Genomic DNA, 20,709 nt, shown 5'->3' on the forward strand with positions numbered 1-20,709 from the left:
CGGGGTTGAAACCCCGCGCTACACGACAAGAAGTCCTCGCGCTGCCGCGCTCGGACTAACGTCATGGCTGCATGGCGAGGCCTGCAATCTAGTCGAAATCGTCGAGGATTCTCGATGACGATCCGACATTCCACAAGGTCAGTCCCGAACGGTAGTGAGGGACTTTTGAATGTGTAGCGCGGGGTTTTAACCCCGCGCGGGGCTGGGGCGAGGATACGCGTTCCGAGTTTTGAGACAGCCTCTAAAACCTGGGGCTACACATTGAAAAGTCCTCGCGCTACCGCGCTCGGACTGACGTCATGCGTACACGAGAGAAATGCATTCTGCTGCGGAATCGGAAGCAGATCACGTTCATGTAGCTCAAAGGAATGCGGTCAGTCCCCGAACGGCAGTGAGGGGACTTTTGAATGTGTAGCGCGGGGTTTCAACCCCGCGCGGGGGTGCACGAGCTTAAGTTAGCGCCTATGGGAGGGGGGCTTGCCCATGAACCGAGTGCAAGCCATTTCGAGGGGCGACTGGCTTTGCCGGATCGTCAGATCGGCGCGGTCCCACCCTTTTTGAGCAAATTCGCGGCCACACGAAATAGATCGGGCATGTCGATCCGGTCGTCTTTGCGCCGAAACATCACGCCGATCCTTTCCATGGCAATGTAAAGGCCACGTTCGTCGGGTGTTCTGCCTGCCGCCACGTGAAACGGAGGCAGATACTCTTTTGCGCGGGCATCGTCCATGATGGCCGCGAGCGTACCGGCGCGTTGCCAAACAGCAACCACTTGCGCCTCATCCGCGGGCAAGAGCAGTCCCGACAGCGCCCGAAGGGCTCCTTTGATCCACGGAAACTCCTGGTGAAGCTGGTCGACGCGAGTCTTGGATGCCACACGCAGACCATGCTGCATTCCCTTCGGAGTAAGGACCTTGTTCGCTGGCAAAGGTCCATGTTGCGCGGCGCCGATCATGAGCCCCAAGAAGCTGCGCGGTGTGACCTCGTTGAATGCGTCGGCCAGGTGTTTGAGGGGCCAATCGTAGGTCTTGCCTTTCTTGTATCCAAAAGCGCCATCGGCCATGTAGGGGCCTGAAAGCGCGGTCATGAGCTCTTGCTGGTGACGGGAGTCGTGCGTCAGCGTCCACTGCCTCTTCAGGACTTGTTCGCGCGTGGGGTGCTCGAAGCGAAGCGACGACAACAAGTGCTGAAAGGGTTCTGGGGCGCCGCCGAGGGCGAGACGTGCGAAAAGCAGCCCATACAGATCGGTCCCGGTCCAAGCCAGCCTCACTGCACCCGTCCGCAACTTGGGCAGCTCGACGAAATGCAGTGCATCGTCTTCGATTTGATCGGGTCGCAAGAACAGCTTGACCCGCACGCGTCGGTACGCGCGCATTGCCCACACCACCTCCAAGAGCGCCTGGGTCAACAGCCGCCGGCGAGGCCAGGACATGGCCATCGTATCGAGCGCGTCGTAGACGACGAGCAACGTCTTGTCGTTTTTTTTCAGGGCCTCGTCCATTCCGGCGATCGTCGCCTCGCGCTGATCCACGTCCCGCGCACGAGGCAAGAGCAATGGCAGACTCGGCGGCTTCCGCTCGTTCGCCAGATCGATTGCTCGCAGAATCGTGGCCCAGAAAAAAGCTCGGGCATCGTCGCCCGTTGCGTTTTCACCGATGCACTGGTCGAGCTTGTCGCGTCCGATACCCGCGGGGCCTTCGATGCCGGTATAGCCGAATTGCACATCCAGCTTGGAGAGCCCGTGTTTCGGATACGCTGCGGCTGCCGTCGCGCGCAGCGTATCGTCGCCGAGCACCCCTGCCCAGAAGCTTTTGCCCGTGCCACGCGCACCCATGACGATGGGCGCGGTCGGGTCCAGCGCCGCGGCGTGCGTCTCCGGCGCATACAGCTCATCGAGCGTCGGCGCCTGCGCCCCGATGGCATCCGTCGATACGTCGGTAGGAAATGACGCAATGGCATCGCGGATGGCTTTGTAATCAGATGCGGCTACGGTCATGGCTCCTCGGCGGAGGGCGAAGCTGCGGCGTGGTCCAAACCCGGGACGATGCGATCGAGCAACTCCCCAAACGTCGTGCGATACACGCTCTCCGAGAGCAGGTCGCGTCGATTCAACGGATCGAAACGCTGAAACGCGGCGTCGTAGAGCACCGCGACAGGGTCCGGCAGCATCCATTCAACGGGCAGGACGATTTCATCGGGCAATTCGTCGTCCCATTGCACGTCATCCGAGAAACCCAATGGCTCGAGGTCGACGTGTGGCAAAGCGGGGCTTGGCCCGAGCCCCACATCCGCGAACAGCTCGCGGCAACGTCGCGCGAAGTCGAGCCGAGCATCGGCATCGACCGGTGCCTTGCCTTGGACCATCGAGACTCGTGTCGCCCATTCGGGCAGCTCTCCTGCGGAAGGCGATACGCGCGCAAGGTGCGATAACATGGCAGCATATCCCTGGAACGTCTGCGGCTCGTCCAAACCGAAGAGCAAGACTTCGGCTCCGAGGCCGAGCACGGCGGACGCCGTCGTTTCGTGCAGACCTGCACGTGCATCCACCAAGATCGCATCGTAACGTTCCGGGTCGGCCAGATGGTCGACGATCGCGCGGACCTGATCCAAAAACGTCGATACCGTCCCGTCCGGGCGAATGTCTTCCCCATACGCTCGCGCAATCTTACCGAGAACATCGGCCGGGTTTTTCACGCTTCGCCGGCCGAATGCGGGAACGACGTCGATTCGCCCCCCTCGCGTCGCAAGCTCGGAGGGCCCCACGAGATCCGCATAAAACTCGGCGTCGAGCCCCGATAAACCGTTCTCGACGAGCGCATCGATCATGCCGAATTCGGGCAACGTATCTCCCGGCAGGAGCATGGCACCGAGCCCCGGCGCCTCCAAGTCGAGATCAATCGCCAAGACGCGCCGACCGAGCGATGCAAGGTGTGCCGCGACCACGGAAAGGGCCGTCGTTCGACCCACGCCACCCTTGAGGCTCGCGAATACGAAGCGCAATGGCGGTGGCGCCGTCGCCGCAGGAGCTCGCAGCCAATCAGCACCAACGAGGCGCCTATCGACGACGCGAACCATTTGACCATCGACCGAAACGCGAAATGCAGAGGCGTCCGAAAGAACGGCCATTGCGCCATAGTCGCTCGATCCAGCGACGACGCGATCGGGCCGCGCGTACGCGCCGAGCGAGCTGCGGAGCGCTTCGGACAATGCGTCGACCGCGGCTTGATCGAGCGGATGGCCAGCAAAAAAAGACAAACAACCCACCGCATCGCGCAGGACGGTCCCATCGAGCAGCGCGACGTGTCCCAGTTGCGCCCGGACCACGTCGACGAGAATGGGCAAGCTATCGTCGAAGCGCACTGGCTTGACTTTCATGTCCCCATCGCTCCGACGGCATCTTTCGCCTGCTTCTGCCATACGCCAATCCAGGTGTCGCGGATTTGCGCTGCATCCGCATATCGCATGCTGACATGCCAGTTGTTCATGAACGCGTCATCGAAAACGAAGACAGTGAGCGGCTTTGCACGACGTCCCCCGAGCGCGTCTCGAAGCAGGGTGCGAAGCTTGGGAAAGTGTTCGTATTGAATCTCGTGTTTGACATCCGGCAGGAGCTTGAGGGGGACGACCATGGCCTTGATGGCGCACTCGGCAGCGATACCGTACAGGTAGCCCGCCACATCTTTACGCTGCGCCGGGTCGGCCATGAGCAGCTCGGCCGCCTCGAGATGACGATAGGCCGCCTTGGTGAGATTGGGTATGAACGACACGACGCCCACGCCTACCGCATCCTCGAACCAAGTTCAAGAAAAACCGTGGTGCTGCCGATCGCTCGGCGCTGAACCCCCCAATCCCCTCTACCCCTCGTTCTTTTTCTTCACCGGCCGATCCGGAATCACCGTGTGAATCTCCGCCTCGCTGAACCCCGATACCTTGTACAGCCGCTTCAAATTCGATAGCTCCGTATGCACCACCCTCGCCAGCGCCGTGCGCACGCGACTCAATACCTTCACCTTCGCCGCAGGCTTTCGCACCGCGTCCACGGCGTTGCGCAATGCATTCGCTTCGCTCGCCACTTCCGCCGCGCACGCATCCGCCGTCGGCTTCGACAATTTCGGATGCAATCCCGCCTGCAGCAGTTGCACCAAGATATCCATCCGATCCGGCTGCTCGTCCGTGTCACCTTGCGCATAATACGCAATCCCGTCCGGGAACAGCACCGACAACGCCGCGTCATAACCCGGCCGGCCAATCTCATTCCAAATCACGTCGTACGTCTTCCCCAGCACCTTGTCCGAGCGAATGTTCGACGTGTCCACGTCCGCCACGAGCGGCGCGAGCACCTGCTGCGCGTCTTTCAATTGCGCCGCGACGTTCCCTGCCAACCCCATGACCGTCCCCAAGCGGTCTTCGGCCAGCTCTTTCCACTTGCCCCCGCGCGCCGACGCCTTCGTCAACGTCGTCTCGCCATCCTCGATGATGGCATCGGCCGCCGCATCCCGGCGAATGATCGTCCCCATGCTCCACTCCTCGTCTTGTCCTGTTCGACCGGACGGTAGCGGACTCTACAGGCCACCCCGACCCAGGGCCAAGCTTTTTGCACATCTCCAAGATTCACCGCAAATTGCCGCACAAACCGCGGCCGATCGATGTGGATGGCCTGCCCATGTAGCGCCGTGAATAGGGCGAGGTGAAAGATTGTGTTACGACCCCGGAGGTGCTCTATTGGCTGGCGAGGTGCACGTGATGAAGGCGCACAATGTCCTGCTCATGCTCGCGAGTCTCATGGCGAGCGCTGTTCTTGGCTGCGTCCCCGATGACGACAACTCCCTCGAAGGTCGGTGTAACCGACGTACCGCTGCATGCGTGAACAGTTGCTACAAGGCCAGTCAGGGCACTGCGTGTCGCGAGTGTTGCACTAGCGCCGGTTTTGCCTGTAAGAGGGAAGAAAGCTTCAGCTTCTATTCGTGCCCGGACGAGGACGACCCACGATGAAATACGGAACGCTCTTCGCGTTTGGTCTCCTCTTCGCGCTGCGTCCAGGATGCGGACCATTCAAGCCGGAAAAGTCGGAGAAGCGACCTGCAACAGAATTGCCCAAACACTGCGCGAGTGCGTCCAGTTCGTGTTACGACGGCTGTTATAAGCGGCAGGAGGGTGAAATTTGTACTTCGTGCTGCTTCGAAAACCTCATTCTCTGCGGCGAGGGCCATCCCTCCGACTTCAAGAAGTGCGACACCATCGAGCGGGAAACGCGTTGAACGAAGGCGCCAGCCTCCTCTTGCCTCGCACCACATCGACACCAATTCGCCCCAGCCTGCCCAAATCCAGGTCCACATCCATGTGGGACCCCGTTTTGCCTGCTCGATCCGCAAAACCACAGCCATGTGGATCCGCCTTCGAGGTGCCCGACGGGCGATCCACATCGATGTGGATCGGCCTCGGGCGACGTCACGGCGCGCTCGTCGTACGTGTCAGCGCACGTTGGGGCAGGCCGAGCTGCATTCCATAGCGATGTGGTTTGCAAAAGGAGTTGGCATCTTGGCGCTGCACATGGCGGGGAAACGTCATCCGAGCATGCGGGAAGCGTTTTGGGATGGATGTGGGGTGGGGTTATTGGGGAAAGAAGCCGGGAGCGCCGTGTCGACACGGATCGATCAAACTCGGTCTGCGTCGTCATCCGGCGCCTCACCCCCTCACCACATAAGCGCTACCTTAACTCGTTTTGCACCCCCGCGCGGGATTGAAATCCCGCGCTACACATTCAAAAGTCCCTCACTACCGTTCGGGACTGGCGTTGTGGAATTTCGGATCGTCATCGAGAATCCTCGACGATTTCGCATAGATTCCAGGCCTCGCCATGCAGCCATGACGTTAGTCCGAGCGCGGTAGCACGAGGACTTCTTGTCGTGTAGCGCGGGGTTTCAACCCCGCGCGGGGCTGGGGCGAGAATACGCGCGCAAACCCGTAACCTACGTTCCGCCCACAATTTTCTTGCCCCCTTCCGTCCGTCTCGATACCCTCGCGCCCCCGGCCGCCGACGCCTGCGCCGGCCGAGACATCCATGAAGCCCGATACCTACGCCGCCCTCGAAAAGGCCCTCCAAAAGCTCGAAAAGGCCATCGTCAAGGCGCACGTCGCCACCGTGCGCGGCGACAAGGACCTGCGCGGACGCATCGAGGCCCTGCACGCCGAAAGCGAAACGGGCGGGTCGTTCGACGACTACCTGGAGGTGCTTGCGGGACGGAGCGCCGTGCAGCTCCTCTTGCGCACGGTGTACGTCCGCGTGCTCGAAGACCTGGGGCTTTTGGAATTGCCGCGCATTCGCGGATTGTGGGGGTATCAAGCGTTTCGGGACATCGCCCCGCAGCTCGGCATTCGCGCGTATTTCAAGTGGGTGTTTCGTGACTTGGCGGAAGATTTTCCCGCGCTGTTCGTCCCGGCCCACGACGAATTGCCGCTGCCGTCGGAGGACATTTGCAAAGACATTTGGGACTTGTGGCACCTCGACGACGGCAAGGGGAACTTGACGTACGACTGGTCGGATCGGGACTTCGACAGCCGATTCTTGGGGGATTTGTACCAGGACTTGGATGCCGACGTGCGGGATCGGTATGCGCTTTTGCAGACGCCGGATTTCGTGGAGGAGTTCATTTTGGATCAGACGCTGACGCCGGCGCTGGGTGAATTCGATCCGGCGGGGCTATCGGCGAAGGGCGAGACGTTTCGGGTGCTGGATCCGACGTGCGGGAGTGGTCACTTTTTGATTGGGGCGCTGCATCGGATGGGGGGTTATTGGGAGGGGCAGGGTCTTGGGAGGTGGGAGGCGTACGAGCGTGCGGTGGAGAGCGTGTGGGGGTGTGACATCAATCCGTATGCGGTGGACGTGGCGCGTTTTCGGCTGTTGCTGGAGGTGATGCAACGGACGGGGGAGCGGAATTTGGAGCGGCTGCGCGACTTGAGGTTGCATTTGCGGACGCTGGATTCGTTGATTCCGTGGGAGGGTCATGCGGGGCAGGGTGCGCAAGGGGAATTGTTTTCGGGGAGCGATCGGTTGTCGAAGTATGCGACGGAGCGTGAGCGGCAGGAGAATGGGGACTTTTTGGGGCGAGCGTTTCACGTGGTGGTGGGGAATCCGCCGTACGTGACGCCGAAGGATCCGCAGAAGCGGGACGATTATCGGGTGTTTTGGCCGGAGTCGGCGACGGGCAAATATGGGTTGTCGGCGCCGTTCGTGGAGCGATTGTTCGCATTGGGGACGCACGGCGCGTTCATGGGACAAATCACGGGCAACGCCTTTGCGAAGCGCGAATTTGGCGCATCCCTCATCGAGCAAGGTCCTGCCGCGATTGGGATTTGACCGACATCATCGACACCAGCGGGGCATATATCCCTGGACACGGAACGCCAACCGTTATTTTGATTGGGCGTTCGCGAACGGCTGGGACAAGCGAAACCATTCGCGCGTGGGTGGAAAACGAGGCGAACCGAAACAACCCGCAGTTGCCAGCAGGAAGGCAAGGTGTGGCAAGCGATTGCAACAGCTCCTCGTCAAGCTAACGACGACAGCGCCTTTTTGACCGTCAGCAAATACCCGAGACAAGATTTTCAAACGCACCCATGGAATCTCAATGGAGGCGGCGCACCCCAGCTTCAAAAGCGAATTGTTGAGTCGAGTCGGTACACTCTTGGCAGTGTCACCGGATTGATGATTGGTTATCAGACAATCACCGGAGAGGACTCGATATATGCAGACGCGCTATCTACATGGAAGCTCGACCGACCCGTTGCAACGCATTTTCTCCGTTCATTCGTCGAAGGCGACCAGATACGAGATTACTCGATAGGTCCTGGCGCTACCGTTCTCGTTCCCTTTCGTGATGTTTCTGTAGGAGGCGTCGTTGCACCTGAGGAGCTTCTCGGCACCTTTAGGCGCCTCTGGCGCGCCAAAGGAATTCTTCGTCGTAGAATCGTTTCCGGGTCGACGACAATGGAGGCTGCAAAGCGACGCTGGTACGATCTTCGACGAGTGGCCACCGACAAGTTCGCCGCAAAATTTACAATTGGTGTCGCCTTCGTGGCGACCCATAATCACTTTGCGCTCGACACGGCTGTTCGCGTGTTCAAACAATCGGCGCCCGTCATCAAACTCCCCGCCTCCGCCACCCTCGCCGATCACCTCGACCTGCTCGGCCTGCTCAACAGCAGCACCCTGGGGTTTTGGATGAAGCAGGTGTTTTTCAATAAGGGTGAGGGCGGCGGTACACGCGTGGAGGCAGGACATTCGGCGCTTGGCAACGAATTGTGGAAAAACCACTACGAATACGACTCCACGAAACTCCAAAAAGCGCCCATCACGCAAAACGATCGCGCGGCCCGCATCGCCTTGGCCACGGCGCTCGACGAAACCGCGCAACGACGCGCGGGATGCCTGCCCGCCGCGGTGCTCGCATCGAGCGATTGGACCGCAAACGACCTGGCGGAAAAGCTGCGAGCCGCGCGCGAGACGTACCGGGCCCTGACCCATCGGATGGTCGCCCTGCAAGAAGAATTGGATTGGCTGACGTACGGATCGTACGGATTGCTGACGGGGCACGAAACGGTGGGGCCCGAAGACATCGAGCCGCTCGCGCCAGGGCATCGGCCGTTCGAATTGCTGCTGGCCCGGCACAATGCATCGTGCGACGCGGACGAGCGGAGCGAATGGTTCCGGCGGCACGGACACGAGGAAACGACGAGCATCCCGGGGCATTACAGCGCGGAGACGAACGGGCGGATCACCGAACGGTTGCGGATCATCGCGGCGAACGGGGACGTGCGGCTGATCGAGCAGCCGCAATTCAAACGGCGGTGGCAAACGCCGGACCTGGACGAAGAAACGAAGGCGGCTGCGGAGCATTGGCTGCTGGACCGGCTGGAGGACCTGTTCCAAGGGGCGCTGGCGACGCCGAGGCCGTACCGATTGGAAGACATCGTGACGGCGTGGACGTCGGGGGAAATGGGGGCGCGGGTGCTGGCGGTGGCGAAGGTGTACGCAGGGTCGGGGGACATGGACGTGGCGGCGCTGGCGGAGAGGCTGCTGAAGGACCATGCGGTGCCGGACCATCCGTACCGGATCTACACGGAGGAAGGGATTCGGAAGCTGCGGAAATGGCAAGAGACGTGGGCGCTGCAAGACCGTGAAGACCAAGGGGAAAAGAACCTGAAGATCCCCGAACCGCCCGAATTCGGGAAAGACGATTTTAGAAGTGCCCGGTATTTTCAGATTCGAGGGAAACTGAACGTGCCGCGGGAACGTTTCGTGCTGTTCGCGGATGTGTCGCCAGTGGGGTATGGGTGGAATGGTTGGCGAGACAGGGACCGGGCGATGGCGCAGGTGGAAGGGTTCACGCTGGCGGAGAGTCATCCGACGGATCCGCTGCCTCGGCCGACGACGGAGGATGCGCGGCGGTGCGGGGCGACGATGGGCCTATGGGAGAGCTTGCCGGACTTGCGTCGATGGGGGCCGGCGGAGACGCGGGAAGGTGAATACGGGGAGCTCTTGGCATTTGCGCGGGAAGCGTGCGGGCAGCAGAAATGCCCGTGCGACGTGGTGGAGGTGTGGTCGGCGCAGTTGAACGACGGGAAGAAGCGGCTGCCGAAAGCGGGGAAAGGGGCGAAGAAGGCGCCGCAAAAGACGAAAGAGGCGGCGGGGGAGGCGCTCGAGAAAAAGACGAAGCCGGCGAAAATGGACGAGGCGGAGCGATACGCGGTGACGCAGAGCTTGGTGCTGTATGCGGACGGGGCGACGTTCGAGGAGCTATTGCCGCGCATTGGATCGGCGGACAAGTTGAAGGCGATCCTGGATGACTTGGTTTCGACGGGGGACATCGATACGAAGGGTCGGGGGAAGAAGAAGCTGTACATATTGACGAAGCGGGGTTGAGGGGCGGTCGCGGATTGGAGGAGGCGCTCTAAGCGGGCGGGTCGCCGAGCAGCCGGCGAATCTCCTGGGCGGCGGGATCCTCGGGCGAGTTGACCAAGCGCATGAACGATCCTGCTCCAGTGTGGGTTCGTGCAGGCGCAGTTCAGTCGCGGATGGAAGCTTTGATTTCGTCGTTGAGGTGTTTCAGCCGCGCAAGTTCATCGTGGAGTTGCTGCCATCCCGTATCTGCGTGCGTCATTCCCTCGAGCTGCCGTTCGATGTCCACAATGAGCGGTTCCAAGACAGCGAGGCCTGCGCCTGGTTCCTCGTTGAGCAAGCAGCAATCCGCGTACAACCATGACTCTGTGCACCGTGTTCGGAAATTCGTGAAACCCAGGCGAAGCAGATCATTCCAAGCAGTTCGGCAAGTATCGAAGGGCTGTCGATGCGAATGGGCTGCTAGCAGAATCGCTTCAGCCACGCGTCTTCTGGTTTCCAGGACGTAAAAGTCATTACCGTCGTGGCGTTTCACGAAATCCTCTTCGACGCGTCGGTAGTCGCACAAGACGTCCTCAAAGCTGCGCTCGAATGAGCTTACCAAGATGGTCTGGATTGCTTGCCCAAGTTCCCACCCGAGTTGCTTTGTATGAATTTCTTCGTGTGCCATATTCGTCCCGTACTTGCCGTTGGCTATTGATATTGGCACGTGGCATACACGTCGTCATCAATCTTGATGCCCGAGGGCCAGCCGTTCTTGTCGCACCTTTTGAAACACATGACACATCGTGATGTACCATGGACGTCGCCCCATTGCGAGCCAAGAGGAGACAACAGACATTCATTGAGCTTTTTCTGGCACTCATTCTCCCACGGCCTTCGCCGCCGCAACGCCTCAATCGCATCCTTCGCAGCCCTATCCACCACTTCGACAGTTACCGCAAATAGAAACGTATACGCCCCCGCTTCGAGCACCAATTCGCTGACGACAATCGTCACGCCCGCAACGACTACCGCGGGTGAACCCATGAGCGACCGCTCTGCTGCGCTTGGCTGCTCGCGTCTGTTTTTCAGTATGTGCACGCCCTCGCGCAGGGGCTGCTCGGCAATGGGCATGGCGCGCAGAGCATTCCGCATACACGCGCCAAGGTCGTAGGCCGTGTTGGGGATATCGTCAATCGTCACGTCCTCCTTGTCGCCGTCCTCATCCACCAGCACCTTCGAATCGAATTTATGATATCCGGGCTCCAACTGAGTTCCATATTCGGCTACGCAGTCGGCGGCTCGTGCGACCGTTACATCCGGAAGCTCAGGGCGGCCGAGCCATGGTGTCGTCTGCTTGGCGTGTACCGGCCCAAGACGACTCGTGCAACCAAGTTGCGTAAGCCCAATCGTGGTAGCCCCCAGGAGACCCATCGCTGCAACCGTGCGCAAATGTCGATACATCGTCACCACTTGATCGTCATCGTACGCGCACGGACAAGTCAAGTTTTCCGCCGTTTTCGCTCGCCCATCTCCATCGGTCGAGAACCTTGTCTGCACGCGCGCGCGGGGTTGAAGAGGCTGTGTCGAGAGCACGCACGCGCGGGGTTGAAACCCCGCGCTACACGTTCAAAAGTCCTCCCACTGCCGTGGGAGGACTGGCCTCATTTGGGGTTTGTAAGACGTTGATGATTCCTCCGCGGTTGGCACTGATTTCGAGGTGTACGGATGGACCTACGTTCGCGGCTTCATTGTGGAACCGTCATTGGTGGGCAGTTCCCACGCTGGGGCAATGGTATGTACACCATGATGCTCTTTTTGCTGTAGAACATAATTGCGCACCGTAGGCAAATCGGTTTTGCGCAATGTGAATGCCCCGTAGCCTTCTTGCCACCGGAACCCCGTATTGGGTAAGAGTCCGTGCGAGATGATATAGGCCGAAGCGCCCTTGATTTCCTTGACGAACGTCGCCACCGCCATGGTTGGCGTCAATGCCGCGAGCATGTGCACATGATCACTCGTGCCACCCAAAGCCATCGGTACGCATCCAATTTCACGACATTTCTCGCTCATGGCCGCATACAGAGGCTTTTCAACAGATTCTGCAATCCATGGTGTCCGACGAAAGGTGCCCCATACGACGTGGACAAACAATTCGGTAAACGTCTTGCTCATCGTCTGCCTGCGGTACCACCAAACTTCGCCTTGGCAAAGAAAAACGGTCATCCCATGTAAAATGGACGCCGAGGATTGTGTTTTGCCAACGAAACCCGTTGACGTCAGTCCCCGAGCGGCAGCGAGGGGACTTTTGAATGTGTAGCGCGGGGTTTTAACCCCGCGCGTGGTTGCGGGTGATTGTCGCGGGCGACCCCGTTGCGGGACAACATCAATTATCACCCGTTCACCGGGTGTTACTTGTTTCAATGCCCTTTACGCGGGCGACCCCGTTGCGGGGAGTCCGGTCTGATTTGTACCCCGCCCGGTGTCACGTGCTGTTTCAATGCCCTTTACGCGGGCGGCCCCGTTGCGGGGGTCTCTCGGCGAACTGCTCTCTCCAGGTTTTCCTCGTTTCAATGCCCTTTACGCGGGCGGCCCCGTTGCGGGGGTCTTTGGAAAGACCTGCGCGACGGGAGTCACGTGCAGTTTCAATGCCCTTTACGCGGGCGACCCCGTTGCGGGTGCTCCTCAAAATGGAGCCAGAGGCACTAGGAGTTCCCGCTGTTTCAATGCCCTTTACGCGGGCGACCCCGTTGCGGGACATTTCAAAAAAATAGAACTCTTTCGCTCAAAAGGTGCATCGTTTCAATGCCCTTTACGCGGGCGACCCCGTTGCGGGAGCACCCCCCGCAACCGGCTTGTTTTGTAGGCTCTGCAGCACCGGAATCGCTAACCTCGCCCCCACAGCGAGCTCAACAACTCCGATCACCACCCCGCAACGACGTCCACTTCGTGCCTTTCCCCTGCAACTTCGCAAGGTTGACACGAAGCGCCAACCCCCCTGGGTTTTGTGCCCTGTTCGACGTCAGCGTTTCCAGCTTTTCACAGACCAACTCGAACGGCTCCCCACCGCCCACGCCCACTCTCGCCCAGAACTTCCTCCCTGTAAAGAAAATTCATCACTCCACCCACACGCCACCCAGCACCCCCAAACGCCTCCGCCCTGCGCCGCTACGTTGGAGAGAGGCCTGCGGAGTGAGGTGCCGAGAAATCTCTTGCCCCCGTCCCCTCGTCTCGATACCCTCGCGCGCCCGGTCATGTGTGCCGGGGCTGTACGAGAACGAAGCGAGCTTGAGATGCGCATCCACGACGCGTTCGACATTCCCACCATCACGGCGCTCGACGAATTCATTGCTCGGCTGGACGATACCGAAGAACGGGTAAAGAAAAACCTTTCGGAGTTCGTGCTGCCGGACGACGTGTTCAAAAAAGTCGATGCGATGCTGATCGACATCGGGCAACGGATGGCCCAGGGGCGGGACACGGGCCGATTCATTTACGGGACGTTCGGGAGCGGCAAATCGCACCTGCTCACGGTGCTCGGGAAAATGTTCGAGCAAGACGAGACGGTGTACGCGGTGGGTGATCCGGCGCTGGGGAAACTGCGCGGTGCGCATGCGTTTTTGGACAAGGGCAAAGCGCTGGTCGTGCGGATCAACATGATGGACAAGGAATCGCTGGTGCAGGCGCTGTACGAGGGATACAACGCGGCGCTTCCTGGGGGCATCGAGCCGATTGGGTTCACGGATGAAAAACAGATTTTTGAATTGATCGAGGAGGACGCGCAGCGGCATTATGGGAGCCTGGACGCGTTGATCGAGCAGTGCGTGGAGGAGGAAGCGTTTCGGGATGCGTCGTTTTACCACCGAAAAAGGCACGGGACGCTGAAGGAGCAAATGGACTTGGCGGCGCGGCTCTTGACGTGGCGCAACCATGGGAAAAAGATCGTTCGCGAGAAGGATTTGTGGGTATCGGCGGCGGATGGGTTCGCGCGGATCGCGGACCATGCGAAGGCGCATGGGTACTCGAAGATCGTGTGGCTCGTGGACGAGCTGGTGATATGGATTCGGGGCAAGTCGCGGCAAGAATACATCCAGCAGATCAACGACCTGTCGGCGCTGGTGGATCACGATTCGAAGCGGAGCCGTTCGGTGCCGTTTTTGGTGCTGGTGGCGGTGCAGCAGGACATCGCCGAGACGTGTCCGGATGATTTGTCGGAGAAGGGGTTTCGCGAGCAATTGGGGTTCGTGAGTGACCGGTTCAAGCCGCATTTGACGCTGGAAGACCAGGACTTGTACGAGGTGACGGCGCGGCGCGTATTGAAAAAGCGTCCGGAAAAAGCGGCAGAGTTCAATGCGGCCGTGGAGGAGATGTTCAAGAAGCACGGACCCGCGATCAAAGAATTGTCGGGGGATTTGGATCCGGCGCTGGTGCGGCGATTGTATCCGTTCCATCCGGCGCTCTTGCGGGCGCTGGTGGACGTGACGCAGGCGCTGTCGCGCAATCGTACCGCCATGGCGGCGCTGTATGGGCTGCTTGGGAAGTATCCGGCGCTCGAGGTGGGGAAGTTTTTGCCGCTGGGGGCTCTGTTCGACATTCTCTTCACGTCGGACAACGTGGAGACGGTGCGCAAACGGGGGCAGAGCCAGATTGCATTGCGGTTCGTGGCGGCATTCGACACGTACGAGCGGCTGGTGGGCAAGATCGACGACGCGGTGAAATCCGTGGCGGGGGCGAAGCCGGAGGAACTGCACCAATTGGTGCGGACGGTGCTCTTGTGCCAATTGAGCGACAAGCCGTATTTTCACAATGGGCAATCGCTGCACGAGCGGGTGACGGCGAGCACGCTGTTGCGGTTGAACCAAAGCGACGTCGCTGCAATGACGGAGCGGACGGGGGTGAGCAAGGTGGTGAACCTGTTCCGGGCGCTGGCGGCGAACGACGCGCAGGTGCAGGTAACGGGGGAGCAGACGGATCCGCTGGTGACGATCAAGACGGAGCGGGTGGACATTGAAAAGGTATTGGCCAGGGCGCGCGGGGACTTGGTGCACGCGGATCGGTTCCGATATTGTTTGAAGCTGCTGGACGCGGAATTGGGGCTCGGATTGGATTCGGGGACGAGCGCTACGCTTTCGGTAACGTGGCGGGGGACGCGGCGCAAGGGGCAGGTGCGTCTGGCGAACGTGCGGACGTTGAGTTACGCGGGGCAGGAGAATGATTTCGATCCGGGGACGCACGAATTTTTGATATTGGTGGACTATCCGTTCGACGAGCAATCGGGCAGCGGGCGACAGGACGACGTGACGGCGGTGCAGCGGGCGCGGCAGCGGAAGCGGAGCTGGACGGTGGCGTGGTTGCCGGAGCATTTCACGGAGACGGAGCGCAAGGCGCTGGACAATGCGGCGGCGATCGAGCGGATACGGGCATCGCGGCGGCATTACGTGGACAATGATTATGCGCCGCGGGAGGCGCACGCGATTGCATCGGCGCTGGAGGCGTTTTACCAGGGGCAACACGAGACGCTGAAGGCGGCGATTGGGCGACTCTACTTCGAGCAAGGCATCGTGGAGGGTTGTTCGGACTTGCTGGACAACTTGACGGTGGTCGGGCGGGACCGGGGCAAGGCGCTGGAGGGGCTTGCGCTTTCGATGCTGGACAATCGATATCCGCAGCATCCGCACTTCAAGCGTCGAGTGCAGGTGAAGGAGCTGGAGAAGCTGAGCGATTGGGTGGCGAAGGCTTCGCAAACGGGGCAGCCGGTGGACTTGAAGACGAGCGAAATGGATATCGTGACGGCGTTCGGCGTGCCGCTCGAAATGGTGTATGCGGGGGAGGCGTCGATCAGCCGGCGCATCGATGGTCGTTTTTTGACGGCGGTTCGCGATTGGATCGCGCGCGAGCCTGTGCGGTTTCGGGCGTCGGCATTGCGTGAAAAGCTGATGGCGGGCGGCAAGGATGGGTTTGGCTTTTCCGACGAGGTGGTGCGGTTCTTCTTGTATTACTTGCTGCAAGTGGAGGGGTACGAGGCGCGGGGCAAGGACAACCAGCCGCTGACGTTCGAGGGGTTATCGGGGTTGCCTTTGGAGTTCGAGCTGGTGAAGGCGGACGTGGTGGATGCGCCGACGTGGGACAGGGCGCGAAGCGTGGCGCGCAGGCTGCTCGATGTGGAGAAAACCGGGGAATTGCCGTCGCCGCCGGAGCAGGTGAAGTTGTCGCAGGAGGTGCAGAAGGCGACGAAGCGATTGCGCGGGTCGGTGGAGACGTTGCAGGACCATTTGCGGCGGACGATGGGGTGGGCGAAGGTGGAGACGTCGTCGTCGGATCGGGCGATGACGATTGGAAAGCTGATCGAGGTGTTGAAGCAGATCCTGGACACGGTGGATCCGGCGCAGCGAGCGCGGATATTGGCGGCGGTGGACAAGGATCCTGCGATGCCGGCGTGGAAAGAGCTGGCGGATATCGTCGACGAGGAGCTCCGAGCGATTCAGAAGATCGAAGCGCACAAGCGGGCATTCGAGCACATCCAGAAGCAGGGGAGCGAGGCGCAAAAACACGACGTGGTGTTGGCGTTGCAAAACCTGTTGCGCGAGCCGGTGAGCCGAAGGTTGTCGCTGAATGCGCATTTGTGGACGGAGAAGGCCGACCGGATTTTTGGGGAATTGCTCAATCAACCGCAACAAGGTTTGCCTTTGGGGAATACGGAGCCGCGGCCGACGCCCGTGCCGCCGGACGGGGGAAAAAAGAAGCCGAGTGGGAAGTACCCAGTCGCGGGCGGATCGGGACGAGGGGAGCCCATCAAGAAGAGCCAGCAGGACGTGACGCGTGAGAGGTTGCGCGAGGCATTGCTGGCGATGGTGGACGACGTGGTACAGCGCGCCGAGGGAGAGCGGTTCGACGTGGAAGTGGTGGTGACGGCGCGAGGGGGCAAGTCGTGACGCTGGGGGATCGGGTGCTGGATTGGCTGCTGCGGCGATTGCGGCAGCAAAAGCCGATCGACACGGACTTGGCGCTGGTCTTCTTTCACGAATCGATTGCGGACACGCCGTCGACGTTCGAGCACGGTGGAGAGGCGTTTCAATTCGTGCGGGTGAAGGGGGAGCTTGGGCTTCGCAATGCGCTGCTCGGGGGGCATCGGCTGGTGGCGGCGATTCCGAATGACATGAAGGTGCCGCTGGATTTGCTGGAGCGCACGTACATGGGTCGGGCGATCGAGGTGCAAGCGCACGACGTGGTGGCGGGGTTGGCGGGGAACTTTTGCGTGCGGATTCAGAATGGGACATTGGCTGAATCGGTGATGAAGAGGTCGCGCGCGCTTGCGCGATACGGGACTGCGTTCACGTCGACGGGGAGGGCGGTGACGGAGACGGAGGTGAAGCAGGTGCTCGTGGCGATGGAACTCGGCATCGACCGGAAGCTGGAGAGGCGATCGCCGGAGGAATTGCTGGCGCAATGGATGGTGGCGCCGCCGAAGGTGCCGTCACTGCCGCAGTTGGCGACGGATGTGTTGGTGGAGGCGCATGGGCGCGTGGGGGAATGGCTGGCGTGGGCGCTATGTGAGCAGAAGCTGGACGCATTGTGTGGGCTGGGGCGCTTGCGGGGACGGACGAGGGCGCGCGCGGGCGCCGAAGGTTCCGCGCGTGGAGACGGAGCGAGATTGGGAGACGTTGCAGCGATTGGTGGAGGCTGCGGCGCGTGAGGCGTGGAAGGCGTCGCCGAGCGGGGTGGGTGAGCGGCTTGCGATGGCGGAGGGAGAGGCGCATCGGTTGCGGCTGGATACGCGACAAGCGGGGAAACATGGGCTGCTTCGGAGCGTGATGGAGCGGGCGCTGTTCGAGGTGGGGGCAGCGGCGGCTGCGGGGAATCCGCCGCGCAAGGCGGACATCGATCCGCTTGGGAAAAACCTGCACAAGCAAGCGTTTGGCGAGGTGATGGCGTTGGTGGAGGAGCTGAGTCGGTTGGCGCGGTTTTGCAACGAGGCAGAGGCGCTGGCGCCGACGGCTGGGGGCACGGTGGAGGAATGGGCCGCATTTGCGCGCGACCATGGGGCATGGGCCGACATGGCGGCGCGTTCGGCGCGACGGTTGGGCGAGCAGGTGACGGAGTTGCGGGATGCGCGGCGTCGCGTATTGGAACGGTATTTGGGTGTGCGCGATGGATTGAACGCGCGATTTGCAGAGACGCTCGCGAAAAACGAGGAGGATGCGTACCGGAACACCGTGCAGCTTCCCGATGCGTTGCCACTGCATTTGCTGACGCGAGCGTTGATTCGGCCGCTGGTGGAAGATGGGCGGCGGGTGCTGCTGGTGGTGCTGGATGGTTGCGATTTGTCGACGTTTTACGAAGTGCTTTTGCGGCGCGCCGACGATGGAATGGCGATTGGTTTGCTCGCGCCGAACGTGCACGACGGGAAGCTCAAACAAAAGCTTGCCGATTCCGATGGGTTGCTCTTGGGGTTATCGCCGATTCCGACGGTGACGAGTCACGCGCGGCGTGCGATTTTTCTTGGTGACATGCCGAAGAACCCGATCCTTGGCGAAACGGAATCGGCGCACGCGAATGCGAGCGACGACATTGCGGCGTGGAGAAAGAATGCGGCGCTCGCCGACGCCGCATCGGCTTTTTTTGAAGGGGGATCTGGGGCCGGATGCAATGAACGTCGTGGACGCGCTTGCATCGAGTGACGACAAGGTGATTGCGGTGGTGCTCAATGGTGTCGACGATGCGCTGAGCAGTCACGAAACGACGGCGATGGGACCGTGGGGGCTGGGTCAGATTGGTGGCGGCTGCAAAAACATCCTAACGATGGGATTGAGATATGGTTTTACCGTGGTCGTGACGGCGGATCACGGGCACACACCGTATTGGGCGGCGGATCGCAAGGTGGCAACGAAGGGTAATCAGCGGTATTTTCCGGAGGCAGTGCCGAGCACGGTGGCTTTCGATGCGCGCACGTTGCATGCGGAAACGGTGTATGCCATGACGAGCGTGGGTGGGTTTGGCGGGGTAGCTCGACGTGGGTTTCACGGGGGAGCGTCGCTGGAGGAGGTCGTGGTGCCGATCGCGATGATCGATACGGTGGCGATGGATGAAGGTCTTCCGCGCGAGCCTGCGTGGTGGACGGGGGAGGCTGCCCAAGACGAGCGGCGACGAGCGAAACGAAGCGAGCCGCGGCTCGAGCAAACCGAGGTATCGCCTTCGGAGCCGGTCGTTTCGGCGATGGTTCCGCCGAACGTCATGGATGCGCTTCGGGATCAACCGCGACAATTGCGGGCGCTCGAGTGGTTGGCGATGAAGAAGATTTTGTCGAGCCAGCAGCTTGGTAAACTGATTGATAAAGCTCCGCAGTTGACGCAGGGGATGATGCGGGGGATTCAGAGCGCGCTGCAACGTGCGCGGGTGCCGGTGCCCTTCGACGTGGATGACAGGCAGGAGCACGAACACGTGTACCATTGGAAAGGCGAGCGGCGATGAGCGCGAAGGAGACGGTGGATCCGCGGACGGCGGACATCATCATCGAATCGCTGCGCGCGGGGGAGGTTCCTCGCGAGGGGCTGGAGCATTTTGCGACGGGAATCGATGCGCACGTCGCGGCGCTGGAAGAAGAGTTCGCACGCATCACGGACGGGCGGGGGCGATATCGGTTTCTGCGGGGGGAATACGGCGCGGGAAAGACGTTTTTTCTGCGCAACATCGCCGCACGCGCGCGTGCCGAGGGGTTCGTTGCGACGTACGTGCGGGTGAGTTATCCGGAGGTGCCGTTGCATCAGCCCGTGGCGATGTATCGGGCCATCACGAGTGGTCTCGGCGTGCACCACAAGATGGACAATGCACTGCGGGATCTGGTGGATCAATGGCTGTACAAGATATCCGAGCGGGTGGCGGATCCGGATTTGGGGCGAGGTCTTGCCGATGATCATCCGCAATTTGCGGAAGCAATGGCGGAGGAATCGCGGCGCATGTTGGGCATCGTGGCGGACGCTGCGCCGGCGTTCGCGCAGGCGCTCGACGCGTATGCGCGTGCGTCGTTGCGTGGCGATACGGAAATAGCTCGGTCGATGCTGCAATGGCTGAGTGGTGACGACAAGGTGGCGGCATCGGCGCGGAAGCAGGCGCTCATTACGGGAAAACTGGGGCACCAGGACGTGCTGGGCATGCTGCGTGCGCTGTCGACGATGGTGACGCAAGCAGGGTATCGGGGGCTGGTGGTGCTCATCGACGAGGTGGAGCGGCTGGTGAAGCTACCGCGGTCGGACTCGCGGAAAACGGGGCTGGAGCTGATACAGAATTGGATGGGGGCGCTCGATGCGGGGCAATGGCCGCATGCGTTGATGGTGGTTGCGGGTACGACGTCGTTCTTCGATTCGCCACGAGGTGTCCCGATGCTGGAACCCTTGCAGCAGCGTATTGGGCCGCTGAATGCGGGGCCGTTTCCGGACATGGACGCGGTGCAATTGCGGCTGCCGCCGTTCGACGTGGCGCGGCTGCTCGCGGTGGGAAAACGCGTGCGCGAGCTGTACGAGGTGTGTCATGCGGGGACCGCGCATCGAGTGAGCGATGCGTTCCTCGAGCGACTGGCGCGCGAGGTATCGGGTGCATTCGGGGGTAAGGTGGAGGTGACGCCGCGCCGGTATTTGCGTGAAGTGGTGAGCGTGTTGTCACGGGTGCGAAGGTACGAAGCGTTCGTGCCGGAGGAGCATTACGCATTCCAGTTGGATGAGGCGGGCGCGCCGGCATTGTCGGATCAGGAACGGGCGGCGCGTGAAGGTCGTTCGATGGTCGAGGCCGAGCAAGAATCGTTACCCGAGTCATTCGACCTGTGAGCGACGCGCCTT

General features: G+C 61.1%; 15 protein-coding genes and 1 CRISPR repeat array. Of the genes, 8 read left to right on the top strand and 7 right to left on the bottom strand.

The features are described 5' to 3' along the window. Positions 1-532 precede the first annotated feature (532 nt). From IPM54_26155 to IPM54_26170, 4 genes are all read right to left on the bottom strand, one after another. Positions 533-1,996, bottom strand: a complete 1,464-nt coding sequence (locus IPM54_26155; protein MBK9263273.1) for a hypothetical protein — start codon at positions 1,994-1,996, stop codon at positions 533-535. Beyond that, positions 1,993-3,375 carry an AAA family ATPase gene (locus IPM54_26160; protein ID MBK9263274.1) on the bottom strand — a complete coding sequence of 461 codons (1,383 nt, stop codon included), beginning with the start codon at positions 3,373-3,375 and terminating at the stop codon, positions 1,993-1,995. The genes IPM54_26155 and IPM54_26160 overlap by 4 nt, the downstream gene beginning before the upstream one ends. Next, a complete protein-coding gene (locus tag IPM54_26165; protein ID MBK9263275.1) occupies positions 3,372-3,776 on the bottom strand; it encodes a hypothetical protein in 405 nt (134 codons plus the stop codon). Before IPM54_26165 ends, IPM54_26160 begins: the two co-directional genes overlap by 4 nt. Before the next feature lie 78 nt (positions 3,777-3,854). Continuing rightward, positions 3,855-4,517, bottom strand: coding sequence for a hypothetical protein (locus tag IPM54_26170; protein ID MBK9263276.1), 663 nt, complete (start codon positions 4,515-4,517; stop codon positions 3,855-3,857). A gap of 471 nt (positions 4,518-4,988) precedes the next feature. Between IPM54_26170 and IPM54_26175 the strand changes: the two genes are divergently transcribed. The 3 genes from IPM54_26175 (at position 4,989) to pglX (ending at position 9,922) form a co-directional block, all read left to right on the top strand. Next, positions 4,989-5,258, top strand: a complete 270-nt coding sequence (locus IPM54_26175) for a hypothetical protein (protein MBK9263277.1) — start codon at positions 4,989-4,991, stop codon at positions 5,256-5,258. 803 nt (positions 5,259-6,061) lie between these two features. Further along, positions 6,062-7,357: a hypothetical protein gene (locus IPM54_26180; GenBank protein ID MBK9263278.1), complete on the top strand. Its 1,296-nt coding sequence runs from the start codon at positions 6,062-6,064 to the stop codon at positions 7,355-7,357. 162 nt (positions 7,358-7,519) lie between these two features. Then, positions 7,520-9,922, top strand: a complete 2,403-nt coding sequence (gene pglX / locus IPM54_26185; GenBank protein ID MBK9263279.1) for a BREX-2 system adenine-specific DNA-methyltransferase PglX — start codon at positions 7,520-7,522, stop codon at positions 9,920-9,922. Positions 9,923-10,064: 142 nt separating this feature from the next. Here pglX and IPM54_26190 read toward each other — a convergent pair whose 3' ends face one another. From IPM54_26190 to tnpA, 3 genes are all read right to left on the bottom strand, one after another. Continuing rightward, positions 10,065-10,202, bottom strand: a complete 138-nt coding sequence (locus IPM54_26190) for a hypothetical protein (protein MBK9263280.1) — start codon at positions 10,200-10,202, stop codon at positions 10,065-10,067. A gap of 389 nt (positions 10,203-10,591) precedes the next feature. Beyond that, positions 10,592-11,440, bottom strand: coding sequence for a hypothetical protein (locus IPM54_26195; protein MBK9263281.1), 849 nt, complete (start codon positions 11,438-11,440; stop codon positions 10,592-10,594). Between the two features lie 174 nt (positions 11,441-11,614). Next, positions 11,615-12,055 carry an IS200/IS605 family transposase gene (gene tnpA / locus IPM54_26200; protein ID MBK9263282.1) on the bottom strand — a complete coding sequence of 147 codons (441 nt, stop codon included), beginning with the start codon at positions 12,053-12,055 and terminating at the stop codon, positions 11,615-11,617. Between the two features lie 168 nt (positions 12,056-12,223). Continuing rightward, positions 12,224-12,716: a CRISPR direct-repeat array (repeat unit 37 nt; unit sequence GTTTCAATGCCCTTTACGCGGGCGACCCCGTTGCGGG). Positions 12,717-13,173: 457 nt separating this feature from the next. On the opposite strand from tnpA, the gene IPM54_26205 reads away from it, so the two are divergent. From IPM54_26205 to brxD, 5 genes are read left to right on the top strand one after another with little or no spacing between them, the layout of a single operon-like run. Next, positions 13,174-16,812 (top strand): hypothetical protein, encoded by a 3,639-nt coding sequence (locus tag IPM54_26205; protein ID MBK9263283.1) that lies wholly within the window; start codon positions 13,174-13,176, stop codon positions 16,810-16,812. Beyond that, positions 16,809-17,573 carry a hypothetical protein gene (locus tag IPM54_26210; GenBank protein ID MBK9263284.1) on the top strand — a complete coding sequence of 255 codons (765 nt, stop codon included), beginning with the start codon at positions 16,809-16,811 and terminating at the stop codon, positions 17,571-17,573. The genes IPM54_26205 and IPM54_26210 overlap by 4 nt, the downstream gene beginning before the upstream one ends. After that, complete coding sequence (locus tag IPM54_26215) at positions 17,515-18,558, top strand: hypothetical protein (protein MBK9263285.1); 1,044 nt, start codon at positions 17,515-17,517, stop codon at positions 18,556-18,558. The genes IPM54_26210 and IPM54_26215 overlap by 59 nt, the downstream gene beginning before the upstream one ends. Next, the gene (locus IPM54_26220) at positions 18,527-19,348 is read left to right on the top strand and encodes a hypothetical protein (GenBank protein ID MBK9263286.1); all 822 of its coding nucleotides are present in this window, start codon (positions 18,527-18,529) and stop codon (positions 19,346-19,348) included. Before IPM54_26215 ends, IPM54_26220 begins: the two co-directional genes overlap by 32 nt. Next, entirely contained in the window at positions 19,345-20,697 is a 1,353-nt protein-coding gene (gene brxD, locus IPM54_26225) for a BREX system ATP-binding protein BrxD (GenBank protein MBK9263287.1), read from the top strand. The genes IPM54_26220 and brxD overlap by 4 nt, the downstream gene beginning before the upstream one ends. Positions 20,698-20,709: the final 12 nt, after the last annotated feature.

This window comes from Polyangiaceae bacterium, assembly GCA_016715885.1.
Classification (GTDB): Bacteria; Myxococcota_A; Polyangia; order Polyangiales; family Polyangiaceae; genus Polyangium.